At 69.6% G+C, this 16,717-nt stretch carries 16 protein-coding genes; 8 read left to right on the top strand and 8 right to left on the bottom strand.

The features are described from left to right. The first annotated feature begins 397 nt into the window (after positions 1 to 397). Positions 398 to 1,171, top strand: coding sequence for a maleylpyruvate isomerase family mycothiol-dependent enzyme (locus P1P75_RS15690; RefSeq protein ID WP_319255634.1), 774 nt, complete (start codon positions 398 to 400; stop codon positions 1,169 to 1,171). 191 nt (positions 1,172 to 1,362) lie between these two features. Here P1P75_RS15690 and P1P75_RS15685 read toward each other — a convergent pair whose 3' ends face one another. From P1P75_RS15685 to P1P75_RS15665, 5 genes are all read right to left on the bottom strand, one after another. After that, a complete protein-coding gene (locus P1P75_RS15685; RefSeq protein ID WP_319255632.1) occupies positions 1,363 to 2,208 on the bottom strand; it encodes a methyltransferase domain-containing protein in 846 nt (281 codons plus the stop codon). Between the two features lie 300 nt (positions 2,209 to 2,508). Further along, a complete protein-coding gene (locus P1P75_RS15680) occupies positions 2,509 to 3,132 on the bottom strand; it encodes a hypothetical protein (RefSeq protein WP_319255630.1) in 624 nt (207 codons plus the stop codon). After that, a complete protein-coding gene (locus P1P75_RS15675) occupies positions 3,095 to 3,430 on the bottom strand; it encodes a TetR family transcriptional regulator (RefSeq protein ID WP_319255628.1) in 336 nt (111 codons plus the stop codon). Before P1P75_RS15675 ends, P1P75_RS15680 begins: the two co-directional genes overlap by 38 nt. A gap of 227 nt (positions 3,431 to 3,657) precedes the next feature. Continuing rightward, the gene (locus P1P75_RS15670) at positions 3,658 to 4,632 is read right to left on the bottom strand and encodes an NmrA family NAD(P)-binding protein (RefSeq protein WP_319255625.1); all 975 of its coding nucleotides are present in this window, start codon (positions 4,630 to 4,632) and stop codon (positions 3,658 to 3,660) included. A gap of 117 nt (positions 4,633 to 4,749) precedes the next feature. After that, complete coding sequence (locus P1P75_RS15665) at positions 4,750 to 5,451, bottom strand: SDR family oxidoreductase (RefSeq protein WP_319255623.1); 702 nt, start codon at positions 5,449 to 5,451, stop codon at positions 4,750 to 4,752. On the opposite strand from P1P75_RS15665, the gene P1P75_RS42035 reads away from it, so the two are divergent. After that, positions 5,399 to 5,815: a helix-turn-helix domain-containing protein gene (locus tag P1P75_RS42035; RefSeq protein ID WP_369076339.1), complete on the top strand. Its 417-nt coding sequence runs from the start codon at positions 5,399 to 5,401 to the stop codon at positions 5,813 to 5,815. The two genes, P1P75_RS15665 and P1P75_RS42035, sit on opposite strands and share 53 nt — an antisense overlap. Next, a complete protein-coding gene (locus tag P1P75_RS15660) occupies positions 5,712 to 5,984 on the top strand; it encodes a hypothetical protein (RefSeq protein WP_319255621.1) in 273 nt (90 codons plus the stop codon). Before P1P75_RS42035 ends, P1P75_RS15660 begins: the two co-directional genes overlap by 104 nt. A gap of 87 nt (positions 5,985 to 6,071) precedes the next feature. Here P1P75_RS15660 and P1P75_RS15655 read toward each other — a convergent pair whose 3' ends face one another. After that, positions 6,072 to 6,641, bottom strand: a complete 570-nt coding sequence (locus tag P1P75_RS15655; RefSeq protein WP_319255619.1) for a TetR/AcrR family transcriptional regulator — start codon at positions 6,639 to 6,641, stop codon at positions 6,072 to 6,074. A gap of 1,068 nt (positions 6,642 to 7,709) precedes the next feature. On the opposite strand from P1P75_RS15655, the gene P1P75_RS15650 reads away from it, so the two are divergent. From P1P75_RS15650 to P1P75_RS15640, 3 genes are all read left to right on the top strand, one after another. Then, positions 7,710 to 9,182, top strand: a complete 1,473-nt coding sequence (locus P1P75_RS15650; RefSeq protein ID WP_319255617.1) for a sugar transferase — start codon at positions 7,710 to 7,712, stop codon at positions 9,180 to 9,182. 142 nt (positions 9,183 to 9,324) lie between these two features. Beyond that, positions 9,325 to 9,990: a putative colanic acid biosynthesis acetyltransferase gene (locus tag P1P75_RS15645; RefSeq protein ID WP_319255615.1), complete on the top strand. Its 666-nt coding sequence runs from the start codon at positions 9,325 to 9,327 to the stop codon at positions 9,988 to 9,990. Then, positions 9,987 to 11,111: a glycosyltransferase gene (locus P1P75_RS15640; RefSeq protein ID WP_319255613.1), complete on the top strand. Its 1,125-nt coding sequence runs from the start codon at positions 9,987 to 9,989 to the stop codon at positions 11,109 to 11,111. The genes P1P75_RS15645 and P1P75_RS15640 overlap by 4 nt, the downstream gene beginning before the upstream one ends. Before the next feature lie 72 nt (positions 11,112 to 11,183). On the opposite strand, the gene P1P75_RS15635 is transcribed toward P1P75_RS15640, so the two are convergent. After that, entirely contained in the window at positions 11,184 to 12,377 is a 1,194-nt protein-coding gene (locus tag P1P75_RS15635) for a glycosyltransferase family 4 protein (RefSeq protein WP_319255611.1), read from the bottom strand. 31 nt (positions 12,378 to 12,408) lie between these two features. Then, complete coding sequence (locus tag P1P75_RS15630; RefSeq protein WP_319255609.1) at positions 12,409 to 13,389, bottom strand: NAD-dependent epimerase/dehydratase family protein; 981 nt, start codon at positions 13,387 to 13,389, stop codon at positions 12,409 to 12,411. Between the two features lie 296 nt (positions 13,390 to 13,685). Between P1P75_RS15630 and P1P75_RS15625 the strand changes: the two genes are divergently transcribed. Beyond that, on the top strand, positions 13,686 to 15,161 hold the full coding sequence (locus P1P75_RS15625; RefSeq protein WP_319255607.1) for a hypothetical protein: 1,476 nt from the start codon (positions 13,686 to 13,688) through the stop codon (positions 15,159 to 15,161). Continuing rightward, on the top strand, positions 15,158 to 16,699 hold the full coding sequence (locus P1P75_RS15620; protein WP_319255605.1) for a hypothetical protein: 1,542 nt from the start codon (positions 15,158 to 15,160) through the stop codon (positions 16,697 to 16,699). Before P1P75_RS15625 ends, P1P75_RS15620 begins: the two co-directional genes overlap by 4 nt. Positions 16,700 to 16,717: the final 18 nt, after the last annotated feature.

Here is a 16,717-nt window from a genome sequence, read left to right as displayed (position 1 = left end):
GGCTCCGGACGCGGCTTCCGCCGTGCGGGGCAGGCGAGTTGCGCGTAGGGCGAGAGAGGGGCAAGAGAGCACAGGTGCGGTCCCCGAGCCTGCCCGGGGACCGCCACCCCACCGACCAGTTTCTTCCCGCCGCCGTCGGTGCAGCCGTCAGGCAAGAGGGCGGGTGCGGCTTGCTGGGAGTGGCTTGGCAGGTCGACCAGCGAGTTGAAAGCCGGCCTGGTGGTCGGGCTGGTGCTGTTGGCCCAGATGGTAGGTCCATCAGCGGTCGACGTCGCCGTTGGCGAGTGGTGCGCGGAGATTCAGGACGGCTTCGGCGCCGGAACTCCGCCCGGCCGTCGACGCGTTGGTCCGACAAATGCGCTACCTGGCAGCCGGAGCGCCGTGGTACACAATCGACGTGCAAAATCTCTTGGAGTTCCCCGAGGTCCTGCGGCTGATCGAAGACCGCTCGGCCGCGTTCCGTGCCGCGATCGCGTCCGCCCCCGACCTTGACGTCCAGGTCCCGACCTGTCCGGACTGGACGCTGCGCGAACTGGCGCAGCACCTCGGCGATGGCCGCCGCCGCCAGGCCGCCATCGTCGCGGCGGGCCCTGGCGCTGAGCCCCCGGCGAGGACGGACCCGAAGGGCGCCCCGACCGCACCCCGCGACCGCGAAGCCCTGGACGCCTGGCTCGCCGAGTCGACCGAGCTCATGCTCGACGCGATGCGCGAGGCCGGCCCGGACCGCGGCTGCTGGACGTGGTGGGGCCGCTCGCAGGCCCCGGAGACCAGCGGAGCCGTGGCCCGGCACCAGATCCAGGAGATCGCCGTCCACGCCTACGACGCCCAGCTCACCCAGGGGGCCGCACAGCCGCTGCCGACGGACGTCGCGGTCGAGGGCGTCGACGAGTTCCTGACGACCGTCTCGGCGACAACCGTCCCCTGGCCGTTCAAGCCGGCGACCATCGACCTGCACACGACCGAGGGCCGCTCCTGGCGCCTGGCCCTCGACGCCGACGGCGTCCGCTGCGACGACCTCGCCGCCGACGCGGAGCCGGGCGACATGGCGATGCGAGGCGCAGCGAGCGAACTCGTCCTCTACTTCTACGAGCGCGTCCCGCTCGACGGCCTGGAGACCACCGGCGACACCGCGCCGATGGAGCAGCTTGCAGACTGGGACCCGAACGCGTAACGCGTGCGCCTGTGACGCATCTGTCGGTCGTGCGCGCTCCTGCGGGCGCCACAAGGCTCCGCGACGCGTCTGCCTTTGGCCCTTGAACAGCAGGCCAGTGAATGGTTCACCGAGCAGGTCGGGCGCGCGATCAAGGGCGTCGGGTCGTACGGCAGTTGTGCGCCGTACGGCACCCGTACCGCGCACGGGCGTCAGCCGGCCCGGCGGGCGGTGACCAGCAGGTACTCCCACTCCATGACCGTCCCGTCCTGCCCCGCCGCCAGGTTCCCGTCGCGGGCCAGGGCCGCCAGGTCCCGGTCCAGGGCGGCGGCCCGGTCGGGCTCGCCCGCGATGTTCTTGTAGACGGAGATGGTCGGGCCGTAGCGCTCCTTGAAATAGTCGCGGAACGCCTCGGGCGTGGGGAAGAGATCGATCCGGACCGTCCGGCGCTCGGCGCGCACGTCCGTGACCCGGTCGCCGAGGAGGCCGCGCACATGGTCCTCGTCCCCCCACAGCGGGGGCGGCTGCGCACCCGGCGGGGGCGGCGGCGCGTAGGGCTTCATCGCGGCGAACATCCGGCCGATGAACCCCTGGGGCGTCCAGCTCAGCAGGCCGATGGTGCCGCCGGGGCGGCAGACCCGGACCATTTCGCCGGTGGCCTGCCGGTGGTGCGGGGCGAACATCACGCCGACGCAGGACAGCACGGTGTCGAACTCCGCGTCGCCGAACGGCAGGGCCTCGGCGTCGGCCTCCCGCCAGGTGAGCTGGGCGCCCTGCTCGGCGGCCACGAGCCGGCCGGCCTCGAACAGTTCGGGGGTCAGGTCGGAGGCGACGACGTCCGCGCCGGCGAGGGCCGCCGGGATCGCGGCGTTGCCGGAGCCGGCCCCGACGTCCAGGACCCGCTGGCCGGGGCGCACGTCGCACGCCTCGACCAGGACCGCCCCCAGTTGGGGGATGACCTCGCAGGCCACGGAAGGGTAGTCCCCCTGGGCCCACATCGCGCGGTGCTTGGCCTTCAGCGCACGGTCGGCGTCGGCCGTGCTGTTCTGCGTCGTCATGGCTGCGCTCCTCACCGGTCGGACGGCGGTTTCGCGCCGACGGTCTCGAGCGAGCTCCGCCGCCTCCATAAGAGCGTAGTGACGAGCCGGGAGAGTGTCTCGCTGTCTGCTGCCGGGATGCGGCGTGCAGGGCGAGCGCGTAAAGGACGTCACCGGTCAGAGTAGGTACCTGCACGAACTGCTCACCGGGTCTCAGTCCGTCCAGGCCAGGGACGCGTACACGCCGAGCAGCCGGGCGGGCTCGGCCGGCTGCAGCTGCCCAGCGGTGTCTGCGGCCTGGCTGGGCCGCAGGCCAGGGCCTCAGGCGGCGAACGGGTTGGCGTGGCCGGGCAACTGCTGCCCCGGGCGCAGGAACCGCTGGGCGCCCTGTTCGTCGCGGACCGCGAGGAACCCGGCGTCCGTCAGGCGCTGTGCGATCTTCCTGCGGCGGATCGCGCCCACCGTGAACGCCACGGTGATGAGCAGCGCGACCGCCACGCCGGAGGCGACCGCTTCGACCGGTGACCTGTCGATGAGCAGGAGGACGGTCAGGACCGCGCAGGCGAGGTAGCCCAGCACCTTCTGGTTCCGGTCGGCGACGTACTGGGCCATGACGTCGAAGGTGACGAGGTCCTTCAGCACGGCCACGGCGCCGACCGCTTCGGTGAGCGGCTTCAGCGAGCCCTGCTCCAGCCCCGGCACTGTCCCGCCGTTGCCCGCCTGCGGATGGGTGGTGATGGTCGCCGCCTCGCGGACGCGCGCGTCGGGCCGCGGGTCCCGGTACATCCGGACCTGCACGAGCGAGTTCTTGAACCCGGTCCTGTATGCCGTGCCGTACGTGTAGCCGTACTGCTCCGCCACGTGCGCCAGCGCGGCCGCCTTCAGCGTGGAGCCCTGGGGGGCGATCTCAACGATGTCCTGCTGACGGGCGATCTGCCGGAGCATCCCCGCTACGTGACGTTCTACGGACATCCTGTTCCCCGCCCCCTGGGACCCTGCGCCTGGGCCCGACCGGCGCATAATAGAGTTCCGGCGAGCTGATTGAACATCCGCGCCACGCATACGTGCACACGCGTCGCGCTCCGTAGAGGGTGGCGGTGGACGCTCCGGCGCGGGCCGCCACGGCGGCGGTGGTCAAGCCGCCGTAGCCGCTTTCGCCCAGGACGGCCAGAGTCGCTTCCAGCAACGCACGGTCCCGGTTGGCATCGCGGGGGCAGCCCCGGCGTGCCGCCGACTCGGTCATCGGCCATCCCCCGAAGAGACTCGGCGAGCCACATGCGGGCCGAAGCGCCGAAGGGGTCGTTCGAAGAGCTCAGGAAGCGCGGGAGGGGGCACACCAGCCCCGGCGCTGACCCTCGCACGGTCTCGGCACTCCTGGACAGGGGCCCTCAGAAGATGCGTTCAGCCACCTCCACGCGTCAAAGGGCGAGATCCGGCGAGTTGGAGAGGTGGGCCGGATCGCTCAGCGGTTCAGGCAGACGCCAGCTTCCGGATGCGCGGATGGTTCTCCAGCGCCCACCGCACGGTCTTCGGCGGGCGCCCGAGCAGGGTGTCCAGCTGGTCGGTGACGCCGCGATATCCGCCGCCGCCCATCAGCCGGGTCAGGGTCTTGAGGTGTTCCGCGGTGTGCGGGAACACGGCCAAGGCGCTGTCCACGTAGGTCTCGTTCCAGGTTTCGACGTCTTCGGGAACGTAAGTGACCGGGCGTCCCAGCACGGCCGCGTAGTCCTCCGCGAAGGCGTGCATGTCCTTCAGTTCCGGGCCGTTGAGGTCGTAGGACTTCGAGATGTGCGGCTCCGGGTCCGCCAGGATCTGCACGCACAGCTCCGCCACGTCGTAACCCGCGATGGGCGCGAGCCGGTGGTCGCCGAAGGGCAGGCGCAGTTCACCCCTGCTCAGCGGCTCCAGCGCCAGCCAGGTCATCAGGGGGTTCTCGACGAACATGGCCGCCCGGATGTTGACGGTCGGCAGGCCGGACCAGTCCAGCACCTGCTCGGCGACCCAGTGGGCCCGTTGCTGCGGCGACCAGTTGGCGACGAGTCCGCCGAGCCACGCACGCCGCTCTTCCTCCGGCGCGGTCATCTTGTCGAACGTCATGAACGACTGCTCGTACTCGGAGATGTTGACGAAGACCTCGATGCCGCCCTGGGCCCGCGCCGCCGCTGCCATCAGGCTGACGGCGTCGGTGTAGTACGGCGACAGGCTCATGCTGAAGTAGATACGGCGGACGCCCTTCAGCGCGGCGCTCACGTCGGCGACGGTGAGCAGGTCACCGACGAAGACCTCGGCCCCGGCCTGGCGGAGCGCGTGCGCGCGTTCGTCGTCCTGGCGCACGAAGGCGCGCACCGAGTGCCCTTGTTCGAGCAGCATGTCGACCATCGTTCGGCTCACACCGCCGACTTCACCGGCGGCACCGGTGATCAGGATGGGATTGCGCTCTGGCATCGATGTGTCCTCTGTCTGGTGGGGGTGACGTCGGTGAGCCGGCTGCTCAGAAGGCCCAGGGCATGGTCGGCGACCGTGTCACCGGAGCGCCGGGCCGTCGACGCATCGTGGGTGGTGTCACTTCTTCAGCTGGGCGTACATCGCTTCCAGGTCGGCGGACAGCTGGGACTTGACCCAGCGGGTGGTGTCGTCGGCCAGCACCTCGTGCGCCCCTGCCTCGATGCCGTCGAGTGCGGCTACGGCGATGTCGCGGGGGTCGGCCTTGGGTGCGTCGACACCCGAGGTCATGTCGGTGTCCACGTAGGCCATGTGGAGCCCGGTCACCGCGATGCCGCGCGGCTGCAACTCCAGGCGCAGGGAGTTGCTCTGCGACCACAGGGCGGCCTTGGAGGCGCCGTAGGGTGTGCCGTCGGCCAGCCAGGACAGGGCGGAGTGGGCGTTGAGGATGTGGCCGCCGCCGTTGCGCTCGATGATCGGCACGAAGGCGCGGGTTACCAGCAGCGGCCCGTAGAAGTTGGTCTCCAGATCCTGGCGCACGTCCTCCATCGGGGAGTCGAGGTACGAGGCGCGGACGGAGGCACCGGCGTTGTTGATCAGGATGGTGACGTCCTGGGCCTGCTCGGCGGCCGCCGCCACGGATGCCGGGTCGGTGGCCTCGAGCGCCAGCGGAACGGCATCGGGGTGGGTCACCGAGCGCGGGTCACGGGCCGTGGCATAGACCTTGCCGGCCCCGCGTGCGTAGAGCTCCTCGACCAGCATCCTGCCGATGCCGCGGCTGCCTCCGGTGACGAAGACGCCGGCGCCCTTGATTGCTGTCATGACTACCTCCACAAAGGTGAAAACCGATCGGTTTGACCACTGTAAACCGATCGGTTTCATCATGCAAGTCGAAGGCCACCACAGCACCTCCACCGAGGCGATCGCCAAACGCGTCGGCGTCACGCGGCCGTACCTCTTCCGGCTCTTCCCGGGCAAAAGGCGATCTTCGTCGCCGCCCCGGTACGGAGCACGGAAGGCACCCGCCCGGCTTTCGAGCGGGCGGTCGGCGGGGTGGGAGCAGCGAGCAGGCCCTGGGCGCCATGCCGGACGCGTACGCGCGGCTGATCTCGGAGCGCTCCGAACGCTCCCTGATGCAGATGCAGGGATACTCCGTCGTCGCGGCCACCGAGGCAGAGGGCGATGACCAGACGGGCGAGCTTGTCCGGGCCGGCTGGATGAGACAGTGGGAAACCGTGCACCTGTCGCTGGGTGCCGATGTCCACGCAACCACAAGCTTCTTCGCTTGCGGCATGCTCGGCGACACCGTTACGGCCATCGGGCTTCCCTCCGGTCACAGGGAACCGGGGGCGTGAGGCCATGCGCGCCGCGTCGGCTGCCGAGGTCGGGCATCAGCCCGAAAGAGCACTTCGGTCGCCGATCCTGGTCGAAGACGGGGTGGCTCAGTGCATGTCTGCCGCATCGAGCAGGGTGGTCACCGTGGGTGCGATGAGCCCGGTCAGATGGTCGGCGCCGATCCCCGCGCGGGCGCTGGCGCCGTCGAAGACCAGGATGAGCTGGCGGGCCAGCAGGTCGGGGTTGCTCACCCCACCCCGTGCGGCCTCGGAGCGGAAGAAGGCTGTCAGGTCCGCTTTGATCTGGTGGGCCACCCGGCTCGCGGGGTGGGTCTGATCCTTGAGCTCGATCTGCACGGCCAGGTACCGGCAGCCTTGGAAGTCGGGCGCACCCGCCTGTGACTCCACCCTCTCGAAGACGTACAGGATCCGCTCGCGGGGGGAACAGCCGTCATCCGCCGGGGGCAGGGCCCTCGCCACCAAGGCAGCGGCACGCTCCTTCAGGCTCGCCGCCAGCAGCTCGCCCTTGCTCTCGAACAGCTGATACATGGAGCGCTTCGACACCCCCGCCGCCCTGCACAGCGCCTCGACGCCGATGCCGACGCCGTCGCGGTAGGTGAGCGTGGCCGCCGCCTCCAGCAGCCGCTCCCGGGGACTTGGCTTCACTTCGGTAGTCATACCGCGAGGTTAACTCGAATCGGACGAAACAGAAACCGATCGGTTTCCGCGGAGTGTCATGGGGTGGCGAGGAGACGCCCGCGCCGGGCGGACACCTGCAGGCCACCCAGAGGCTCGGCGACGGTCTTGAGGGAGAGACCGTCGCCGAGCCCTGATGGTGCACGCACCTCTCGTCCCCACGAGGGCGACGCACACCGGGGCCACTCCGCGTCATGCCCCGCCTTGGGTGAGCCGCCTTCCGCCACCGGGGCACCAGTCTTCCCGGGCTTCGTCTCGGCGGGGATGCGATGCAGCCCTGTGCGGTCGTACCAGCTGGTCATACCGAAGCCGAAGGGGGCGGCCGCCGCGAGCCGACAACCATCATCGGCCGCTGTGCCGCTCTTACGATCCGGGGCCGGGCCGGGCCGGTACGCCGTCGCCCCGGCGCCCGCCCGCGAGGAGGCTGACCCGGACGAAGCTTGCCCGCGGCTGAAGAAGCCGAGTCCCATCGGCCGAGTTGGCCTACGAGGAAGACTCGGGGCCGTTGGCGCCGAACTGCCAGTGTCGGGTCATCGAGCGGTGAGGACGTGCGCCCACGCTTCGAAGAGGGCTGAGAAGCGGCCCACCAGTCGCCGGTGACGCTCGATCCGACCGTGCGGCCTCGCTGCCCCAGGCGGTGCGCAGGTGCCGTCGGCCTGCCTGCACAGGGCCGCCGGCGGGGCCGAGTGCGGCGGAGCGGCGCGGCCCTCGGGCCGGAACTTCTTCGAGCCGGCGGTCGACGCGGAGACTCTCCAGGTGCGATTTGCTTGGGCATCGCAGCGCCGATCCAGCGATTCTCGTCCTGCCTGCGCGACGACAGCTTGGTCGTCGCGCAACGGGTGGAGGCCGGTATTCGGCCTCCGGCGGGGGCGATGCGACGGCCCGACCGGCAGGCCTGTCCGGACATGTGACAGAGCGTATCGGTACAACAGGATGCTTTTCATATCTATGTGGTGATATAAGAGGCATATTCCAGCCAGCGTGACTGTCAACACCTGCGCTCGACAGTCGTACTGGCATTCCATATCGGGGGACTTGAGGGAGAGGACCATGCGGCGGTTCAGAATCGCGATGCCCCGGCAGGCGCCGATGCCTGTCGCACATCGCCCAATCCACCGCGAGGAGGGTCGGGCACGCTGGTACGCCCCCTTCTCGGTGACGGTGGACCTCCTTGCTGCGGCACTTCCGGTTGCTGCGGCCTTCATCGAGGTTCGCGAACCCCACCCCCTGCGCCTGGCGGCCGCGGCCGCCCTGCTCTGGCCGCTCATCGGAGTGGTCAGCAGGCGGTACACGCCCTTGGCCTGGGGCGACGGGGGCGGCCTGAGGGCCGTGATACGGGACTGGCTGGTCCTTGTCGGCGCCCTGGCCACACTGCGTGTGGTCTGCGGGCTGGACAGCGTGCCTGCCGAAGCGTTCACGGCACTGATCCCCGCCCTGGTTCTGACGGGCGTCTGCCAGAAGTTGATCCACCGTCACCTGCTGGCGACCCGCCGGGCGGCCCGCGCCCTGCGCCACGTGGTCATCGTCGGTGAGGCCCCGACGGTCGACGCCGTCGTCGAGCAACTCGCCCAGCGCACCGACCACGAGTATGTGGTGGTCGGGGCCTGCCCGGTGGGTGAGGGCGAGGTCCTTTCCGGAGTGCCCGTGTGTGGGCGGCTGCCCCTCGAGACGCCCGAGACGCCCGAGGAGGACGCCGCGGCAGTGCTGAGGGCGGCCGAGGAGCTCCTGGCCGACACGGTATTCGTGGCACCCGGTCCGCATGTCTCCGGTGATCGGGTGCGCAGGCTGTCCTGGATGCTCCACGACCAGGGCCGCTCACTCGTGGTGCTGCCAGGGATCGTCGACGTCGCACGGCGGCGTGTACGACCGACGTCGGCAGCCGGTCTCACCCTGCTGCACATCGCGCCGCCTTTGCAGCGCGGCATGCACACGCTGGCGAAAGCCCTCTTGGACCGAATGGCTGCCCTGATACTGATCGTGCTGCTCTCACCGTTGCTGTTCGTGCTGGCTCTCGCCGTCCGGTTCGGCTCGCCCGGGCCGATCCTGTATCGCCAGACACGCATGGGCCGCGGCATGGCGCTGTTTGCCATGTGGAAGTTCCGCACCATGGTGGTCGACGCCGACCGGATGAAAAGCGGGCTGGAGGCGCAGAACGAGAACGACGGGCACATGTTCAAGATGCGTCAGGACCCCCGGGTCACCTCCGTGGGCCGCATCCTGCGCCGCTACTCTCTGGACGAGCTGCCTCAGCTGTTCAACATCCTCTTCGGTCACATGTCCCTGGTCGGTCCGCGCCCTCCGCTCCCCGAGGAGGTCGCCAACTACAACAGCGTCGAGATGCGCCGGCTCCGCATCAAACCGGGCCTGACAGGTCTGTGGCAGGTGAGCGGGCGGTCGGATCTGTCGTGGCGCGAGACGGTCGCACTCGATCTGCGCTACGTCGACAACTGGTCGCTGGCCGGCGACATGAACGTCATGGCACGCACGGTGCGCGTGGTCGTCGAAGGACAAGGCGCCTACTGAGGGCGGATGCGGCCCTTTTCCGGGCCGCATCCTCCATCCGGGCAGGCCTGCCACCAACACGCCGAGATCGCGGACGATCCGTCCCGGGGGACGGTAAGGATCGCGGCTGGAGACGTCTCAGGCCCTCGGAAGGGACACCGCCATGGCACAGACCTCAGCCGCACACCACAGAGCCGCACGGTCCAAAACCGCCCCTCACCCGGGTGACACCCACGGCACCACGACGCATCAACGCCTCGGAGGGCGCTCCCTGCGCGGATTCACCGGCACCGGATACGACAAGGGCCGCTCCCTGCCGGTCCAGGCCGCGTGGTACGCCGTCCTTCATCTCGTCTTCGCCACTTGGTGGTTCCCGGCGCGCTGGCGGCCGGCACTACTGCGCGCCTTCGGGGCCCGGGTCGGGCAGCGGGTGCTCATCCGGCGCGGAGTGCGGGTCCACTGGCCCTGGAAACTGGACATCGGTGACGACGTCTGGATCGGTGAGGACGCCTGGATCCTCAACCTGGAACCGGTCACGATCGGCCACGACTGCTGCGTGTCCCAGGGTGCACTGCTGTGCACGGGCAGCCATCATCGCCGTTCCGCCACCTTCGAGTTCGACAACGGCCCCATCCGGCTGGAAGCGGGCAGCTGGGTCGCGGCGCGCGCCGTCGTCCTGCGCGGGGTCACCGTCGCAGTCGGCGCGGTAGTGGGTGCCGGCGCCGTCGCTCACCGGGACCTCGCACCGGACGAGGTCCTCACCGTGGGCGGTGCGGCTGTGACGGACGCGTCCGTTCCCACCGTGTCGGCGAAGGGAACCACGCCATGAGACTGGTTCATGTCGTCACCCTCGTCAGCGACGACGGTGCTTTTGGCGGGCCGACGAGCGTGGCCCTGGCCCAGCTCGAGGAGTGCGCCGCTCGCGGCCACGATGTGACGCTGGTGTCGCTGTGGCGGGGCCGATCGCCCGCCGCGCGCCACGTCGGCGCCGTCCGCTTCCTTTCCCGTCCGGCATGGCGGGTCGTTCCGGGCCGGGGTTGTCTGGGACTCATGCACCCGCTGCTGCTGTGGGACCTGTGGCGGGCCATGGGGCACGCCGACGTCGTGCAACTGCACGCGGGACGCGACCTCGTCTCGCTCGCCGCGCTCCTTGTGGCCCGCCTGCGGCGTACCGCTTTCGTCACCCAGACCCACGGCATGGTCGAGCCCCGCGGCCACACCCTTGCGCGTGTCTTCGACCGTCTCTACGTGCCTCTGTTGCGCCGGTCGCGCTGCTGTCTCGTGCTCACCGAGCGGGAGCGCCGGGCCCTGAACGACGTACTGGGTCCGGACGCGCCACCGCTGGTTTCCCTGCCGAATGGTCTGCGCGTGAGCGATGAGGCTGGCACCCTGCCGCGCAGCGACCACGACGTGATCTTCCTGGCCCGGCTTCATCCGCGCAAACGCCCGGAGGCGTTCGTCGAGATGGCCGCCCTGGTCCACAAGGAGATGCCTGAGGCACGCTTCACCTTGTTCGGTGCGGACGAAGGGTCGCTTCCGGCCGTGCGTCGGCTGATCGCGGATCGCGGACTGACCGAGGTGGTCTCGTACGGCGGTGCGCTGGACCACTCCGCAGCGCTGGAAGCCTACCGCAAAGCGGCCGTCTACGTCCTGCCGAGTGTGGATGAGCCGTTTCCCATGACAGTGCTGGAAGCACTGGTCGAAGGCACGCCGGTGGTGTGCACGGACAGCAGCGGCATCGCGGCCGAACTGACACGCAGAGGAGCGGCGCTGGTCACCGACGGCAGCCCGGAGACTCTGGCCGACGCGGTGTGCCTGCTGCTTGCCGACGAGACGCTACGCCGCTCTGTGGCCGAGGCCGGTCGTCGTGCGATCGAGGAGGTCTTTTCCATCCGGGCGGTCGTGGACCGACTGGAGGACGTCTATCGGGGGCGACCGGGTCACGGTTGATCTGGATGCCCCGGCCGTCTCGGGCCCGCCGCAGACGCGGTGGTTTCGAGACGGCCGGTGCCCGCAAGGGCGTCAGCGCGCCGGGGTGCGGCTGACCGTGCGGAGGATGTCCTCGAAACGGGAGGCACAGTCCTCCAGGGCGAACTCCCGCTCGGCGAGGGCACGGCTCTCCTTGCCCAGGGACTCGGCGCGAGCCGGGTCGGACAGGATTTCCTGGGCCCATGCGGAGGCCTCGTCGAGTGCGGACTCCGCCGGAGGGAAGACCGCTGAGCCGGCCTGCCGGAGGAGGTGTGCGGCCAGGTTGTCGCCGGGCATGAGTCCGAGCACCGGACGCCCGGCGCACAGATACGACAGCGTCTTGGACGGGACGGAGAATTGACCTGCGTCCGCTGCAAGGACGACGACGAGAAGGTCGCCCGAGCCCAGCACGTCGGGCAGTCTCGCGTAGGGCTGGAAGGGCAGCAGGGTCAGGTCGACCCCGCGGGCGGCTGCGGCCCTTCTGAGGACGGGCACGGCAGGGCCGTCGTTGACGACGACGAGACGGACCGGGGTGCCCCGCTCCCGCAGCCGTTCGGCCAACTGCACCAGCAGCACCGGGTTGTGCTTGAGACCCAGGGTGCCGGAGTACAGCACCGTCCGCACCCCGTTCAGACCTTGTTCGGCAGACCAGTCGTTTTCCCTGGTCCGCGGGACGATCTCGTCCAGCGGTGCCCAGTTGGGAATGACGCTGACCTTGGCAGCGGTGCCCCACTGCTGGTGGATCCGCAGGAAGGACTGCGCAATCACCACGATGGCCGTGGCCCTGCGTGCCGCCCACTTCTCGCCTGCGCCGAAGACCCTGGCGGCGACACCCATGGACTTCGCGACACCGGCGAACGTCTTCAGTGCGACGGCCGTGACGTCTTGGTGCCACAGCACCCAGGGGATGCCCAGCCGTTTCAGCATGGCCGCTGCCGCGACCAGCATGGGGATGGGCAGGTTGGACAGCATGGCCACGTCGGGTTTCTCCCGGCGCACCTGCCGGGCCAGTTCAAGGCCCAACAGGGTCTCCTGGCACAGCCGTTGGAAGTAGTGCTCCTTGCGGAGCGCGGTGCTGTCCCCGATGGTGACGAAACGCAGACGCGGAGCGTTTCCGGCGAGGTTGCCCTTGCCGGACACGTAGGCGGTGCAGGTTGAGTGGACGACATCGTGGCCGCGGCGCGCCAGTTCCCTGCTCAGTTGCGCCTGGAACGGGTGACCGCTGTAGTCGTGCACGAGGATCCTCATCGGCTCTCCGTGGCGGGGTCTCGGCTCGGTCTCACTGGTGGGAGCGCTTGACCTGGTCGTAGACCCAGGCATAGGTCTTCTCCAGGCCGTCGAGCAGGGGGATCGACGGTTCCCAGCCGTAGATCTCGCGGATCAGGTTGTTGTCGGAGTTGCGGCCGCGTACGCCTTGTGGGGCGTCCAGCTGGTAGGTGCGTTCGCAGCGGATGCCGGCGATCTGCTCGACGATGTCGACGAGCTGGTTGATCGTCACCAGTTCCGACGAGCCCAGGTTGACGGGGACACCACTGTCCGCGTGCATGATCATCTGGGTGCCGTGGAGACAGTCGTCGATGTACATGAACGAACGGCTCTGCTGTCCGTCGCCCCAGATGTCGATCCGGTGGTCACCGGACACGACCGCCTCGGCCACCTTGCGGCACACCGCGGCCGGCGCCTTTTCGCGACCGCCGGTCCAGGTGCCGTGAGGGCCGTACACGTTGTGGTAGCGGGCCACGCGAGTGGTGAACCCGTAATCCTCGGCGTAGTGCCGGCACATGCGCTCGGAGAAGAGCTTCTCCCATCCGTAGCCGTCCTCGGGCTGTGCGGGGTAGGCGTCCTCCTCCTTGAGGGCGGTGACTTTCGGGTCGGTCTGCTTGTCGGCGGCGTAGACGCAGGCGGAGGAGGAGTAGAAGTAGCGCTCGACACCGGCCTCGTGCGCCGCCTGGAGCATGTGGGTGCTGGTCAGCACCGACATCATGCAGGCGGCCTTGTTGTTCTCGATGAAGCCCATGCCGCCCATGTCGGCGGCCAGCATGTACACCTGCCGCGCGTCCTGGACGCCCGCCCGTGCGCTGTCGAGCAGCGAAAGGTCGGCGACAACGTTCTCGGCGTCCTGGTGGAGCTGGTACCACTCGTGGGGAGGCTTGATGTCGATGGAGCGGACGGTCTTCCCCTGGGCGAGAAGTTCGCCGACGAGGTGACCGCCGATGAATCCCCCGCCTCCGGCCACGACGACATCGGTCTGCTTGCTCATGCGCGATTCCCTTTGTGCGTTGGGGGTCTGATGAGTGATCAGCAGGTCCACCGCCGCCCGTCACAGCCGATCCAGCACCGGGCCTGCGGAGACCTGCGCGATAAGCTATGCAGATTTGTCCTGATTTGAGATCTAAGGCACGCCAGTGGCCATGGAGATCACTCGATGACCATGTTTGAGGACTAATACATCGATTCCGTTGTCTAGTGCGTGGTGAGCCCAGTTCTGCGTTCGCGACCGCTATATATCCTTTGGTGAGGATTCAGGACGAAAAATCGCTCGACGGAGAGGTCCGGATGCGAGGCGCCCGCGTCCGCAGCGTGGCCGCGGTCGCCCTGTGGACCGTGACCCTGATCGTCTTGCTGCCGGGGCTGGTCCTCCAGTCGGACGGCATGCGGATGTCGTCGGCGCTCCTTCTCCAGGCAGTCGTCGTCGTCCACGCCGGTGGAGCGCTCGCCCGGGTGCTCACTGCTCCCACGGTGCGGTTGGTCGGCTTCGGCTTCTGGGTCTTCGCCTACATCTGGCTCGGTCTGGCGCCCCTGGCGATGCTTGCCTCCGACGCGTACCCGTGGCCCTACCGGGCCGGCGAGGCGACGGCCTGCACAGCGGTCGCTGTCATCGAGCTGGGCCTCGTGGCCTACAGCGCCGGAACGGCGCTGGCCGCGCGCCACCGGCAGGCCCGCGCGGTGACCGCACCGCCGGGGCTGCTGGAACGGCTGCTCTCACGCCGTCTCGCGCCCTGGCGCCTGCTGGCGCTGAGCGGTGCGGCCCTCGCCTTCGCGTTGCTGCTGATCTCGCGTCAGCCCGGTCGCCTCTCGGCCTACTTCACCAGCCGTCAGGCGATCACAGAAGCGGGCGCCCTCGGTGACGGGGAGGGCGCCTTCCTCCAGGTGCTGCTCAGCTGGTCACTGTCCGTGCCCGCATTCTGGGCCCTGCTGGGACTGCTGCACGTGCCCCGTCTGACGGGCGGCGACCGCTGGCTTCGCGTCCTGCGCCGACTCCTGCTTCCGGTGCTCATCGTACTGAACGCGGTCGTCAACAACCCCGTCAGCAAACCCCGGTTCTGGGTCGGCACGGTCGTACTGACCCTGCTGTTCGCCGTGCCCCGGCTGAGCCGGCCCCGCGCCTTCCGGATCACGGCCGCCGCAATGATCGCGGCGCTCCTGGTCGTCTTCCCCTACAGCGACTACTTCCGCTACAGCGACCGCGAGGAGGTGGCCGTCACCTCCCTCGCCGCCCAGTTCACCACCAACGGAGACTATGACGCCTTCCAGCAGGTACAGACAGGCATCGACTTCACACGGGACAACGGGTTCTCCCCGCAGGACGCCCTCGGCCCCCCGCTGTTCATGGTGCCGCGCTCGATGTGGCCGGAGAAACCCGAGGACACCGGCGTCAGACTGGCTCGCTTCGCAGGCTATGAGTTCCGCAATCTCTCCGCGCCGCTGTGGATCGAGAGTTACCTCTGGGCCGGTCCACTCGGCGTGGTCGGCGTCTTCTGTCTACTCGGCTCGCTGGGACGGCGAGTGGACGACGTACGCCACCTGCTACGCGGCCGGCCGGGCAGTCTCGCGGCAATGCTGGTGCCTGCCTTCGCCTTCTACCAGATGGTCTTCCTGCGCGGCAGCCTGCTCGGCATCGCAGGCCCGCTGACCCTCCTCTTGACCGTTCCGCTGCTCATCAGCACCCGCACCGGCCGGCTCCCCCCGGCAGCGAAGCCGATCGCACCCATCCGTCATGCATCCATCCCCGGAACAGGAGGGCACCGGTGACCGGCCCCATCCCATTCGACGACCGGTACGACGAACCGGACCAGCTACGCGACCAACTGCGCCGAATCCTGCGCCACCGCGCCCTGATCGCGCTGGGCATCCTCCTGGGTGTCCTGGGCGGGCTGGCCCTGTCTCTGCAGCGCGCCCACACCTATCGCGCCACCAGCGAAGTACTGGTGCGCTCCACCACCGACCCCTTCGGCGCCGTCGGCGTCTCGGCCGACAACCAGGTCAGCATGAGCACCGAGCAGCGCATCGCCGCCAGTGCCACCGTCGCCGTGCGCGCGACGCGCCTCCTGGGCCGGCCCGACAGCCACGCCGGGACGCTCGGTAATCAGGTACGGGTCACCAACCCGCTCCAGTCACAGGTCCTGCGCTTCGAGTTCACCGCCAGCAGCCCACAGCGCGCGGCGCGCGGCGCCAACGCCTTCGCCGACGCCTATCTCGGCGACCGCGAAAGCCGAAACGACGCCACGGTGGCGCGGACCACCCGTGCTCTGCAGCAACAGATCGCCGTGCTGAACCAGCGGCTGTCCCTGGGTGTCGAGACTGCCAAGTCCGCGGCCCAGAACCAGCTCTACAACCTGCAGAAGCGCGTTCTCGACATCAGGGCCCGCGACACCGACGGTGGCGACGTCGTCCGCAGGGCCACAGCGCCCGCCCTGCCCGTCGGCCCCGGACTGCGGACCCTGCTCGCCCTCGGACTGACATCCGGACTTCTCCTGGGCATCGTGCTGGCATGGGTACGCTCCGCCCTGGACAGCCGGGTCGGCTCGGTCGGCGAGGTACAGAGCGCCCTGCGCGCTCCGGTGGTCGGCGTCCTGCCTTCCGACGGCAAAGACCGCGCCCTGCTGACGGTCGGACGTACCGCCGGCCCCCGGACGGAGGCCTACCGGGCTCTGGCATTCCGGCTGCGGCAGATCGGCGACCCGGGCGGTCTCGGCCACCTGCTCGTGGTGGCCCCCCGGCGGACCGGCGACGCCGAGGAGGTCGCGGCCAATCTGGGCGCCGCACTCGCCGACAACGGCAGCGACGTGCTCCTGCTCGACACCGCCGCACGCACCACCGGCCTCGCCACGCAGCTGCCCCTGATCCCCATCGAGGGCCCCGCCCCGGGAGAGTTCCCTCCGGCCGGAAGCGCCTTCGTCGAGGCCGACGTGGCCGGCCGCTTCGCCTTCTCCTCGGACAGTTCCACCGGTCCGTCGGACCGGACGGAGTCCGCCGATACCGGCGTGTCGACCGTCGTCGTCACGGGGCCCTTCCTCACACACGCCGACGCGCTGTCCGTCGCGCAGCGTGCCGACGGCATCCTCGTGGTCGTCCGCCCCGGCCACACCCGGCGGGAGGACCTCCGGCAGATGCAGGAACTGATCGGCTGTTCCGGCGGACGCATCCTCGGGGCCGTGCTGGACGCCGGGCGCCCACGCCGCAGACTGAGCACCCGACGCCGCCCGAAGCACAACCCCACGTCCGGTAGCGGCCTTCCCTCCACGCAACTCCCCGAGCGGGACGCCACGCTGAGCATCTCCCGCCGGTGACCGCCCCCGAAGCAACCG

It is taken from the genome of Streptomyces sp. ID05-39B, from assembly GCF_033794725.1.
Taxonomy (GTDB): Bacteria; Actinomycetota; Actinomycetes; order Streptomycetales; family Streptomycetaceae; genus Streptomyces; species Streptomyces bobili.
This window is presented reverse-complemented; position numbering and strand designations above follow the sequence as displayed.

Excerpts from the sequence above, each read along its gene's own strand:
- P1P75_RS15685 (WP_319255632.1), bottom strand. The coding sequence starts at position 2,208 with ATGACGACGCAGAACAGCACGGCCGACGCCGACCGTGCGCTGAAGGCC.
- P1P75_RS15680 (WP_319255630.1), bottom strand. The coding sequence starts at position 3,132 with ATGCTCCGGCAGATCGCCCGTCAGCAGGACATCGTTGAGATCGCCCCC.
- P1P75_RS15675 (WP_319255628.1), bottom strand. The coding sequence starts at position 3,430 with ATGACCGAGTCGGCGGCACGCCGGGGCTGCCCCCGCGATGCCAACCGG.
- P1P75_RS15670 (WP_319255625.1), bottom strand. The coding sequence starts at position 4,632 with ATGCCAGAGCGCAATCCCATCCTGATCACCGGTGCCGCCGGTGAAGTC.
- P1P75_RS42035 (WP_369076339.1), top strand. The coding sequence starts at position 5,399 with ATGCCGCGGCTGCCTCCGGTGACGAAGACGCCGGCGCCCTTGATTGCT.
- P1P75_RS15665 (WP_319255623.1), bottom strand. The coding sequence starts at position 5,451 with ATGACAGCAATCAAGGGCGCCGGCGTCTTCGTCACCGGAGGCAGCCGC.
- P1P75_RS15660 (WP_319255621.1), top strand. The coding sequence starts at position 5,712 with ATGCCGGACGCGTACGCGCGGCTGATCTCGGAGCGCTCCGAACGCTCC.
- P1P75_RS15655 (WP_319255619.1), bottom strand. The coding sequence starts at position 6,641 with ATGACTACCGAAGTGAAGCCAAGTCCCCGGGAGCGGCTGCTGGAGGCG.
- P1P75_RS15650 (WP_319255617.1), top strand. The coding sequence starts at position 7,710 with ATGCGGCGGTTCAGAATCGCGATGCCCCGGCAGGCGCCGATGCCTGTC.
- P1P75_RS15645 (WP_319255615.1), top strand. The coding sequence starts at position 9,325 with ATGGCACAGACCTCAGCCGCACACCACAGAGCCGCACGGTCCAAAACC.
- P1P75_RS15640 (WP_319255613.1), top strand. The coding sequence starts at position 9,987 with ATGAGACTGGTTCATGTCGTCACCCTCGTCAGCGACGACGGTGCTTTT.
- P1P75_RS15635 (WP_319255611.1), bottom strand. The coding sequence starts at position 12,377 with ATGAGGATCCTCGTGCACGACTACAGCGGTCACCCGTTCCAGGCGCAA.
- P1P75_RS15630 (WP_319255609.1), bottom strand. The coding sequence starts at position 13,389 with ATGAGCAAGCAGACCGATGTCGTCGTGGCCGGAGGCGGGGGATTCATC.
- P1P75_RS15625 (WP_319255607.1), top strand. The coding sequence starts at position 13,686 with ATGCGAGGCGCCCGCGTCCGCAGCGTGGCCGCGGTCGCCCTGTGGACC.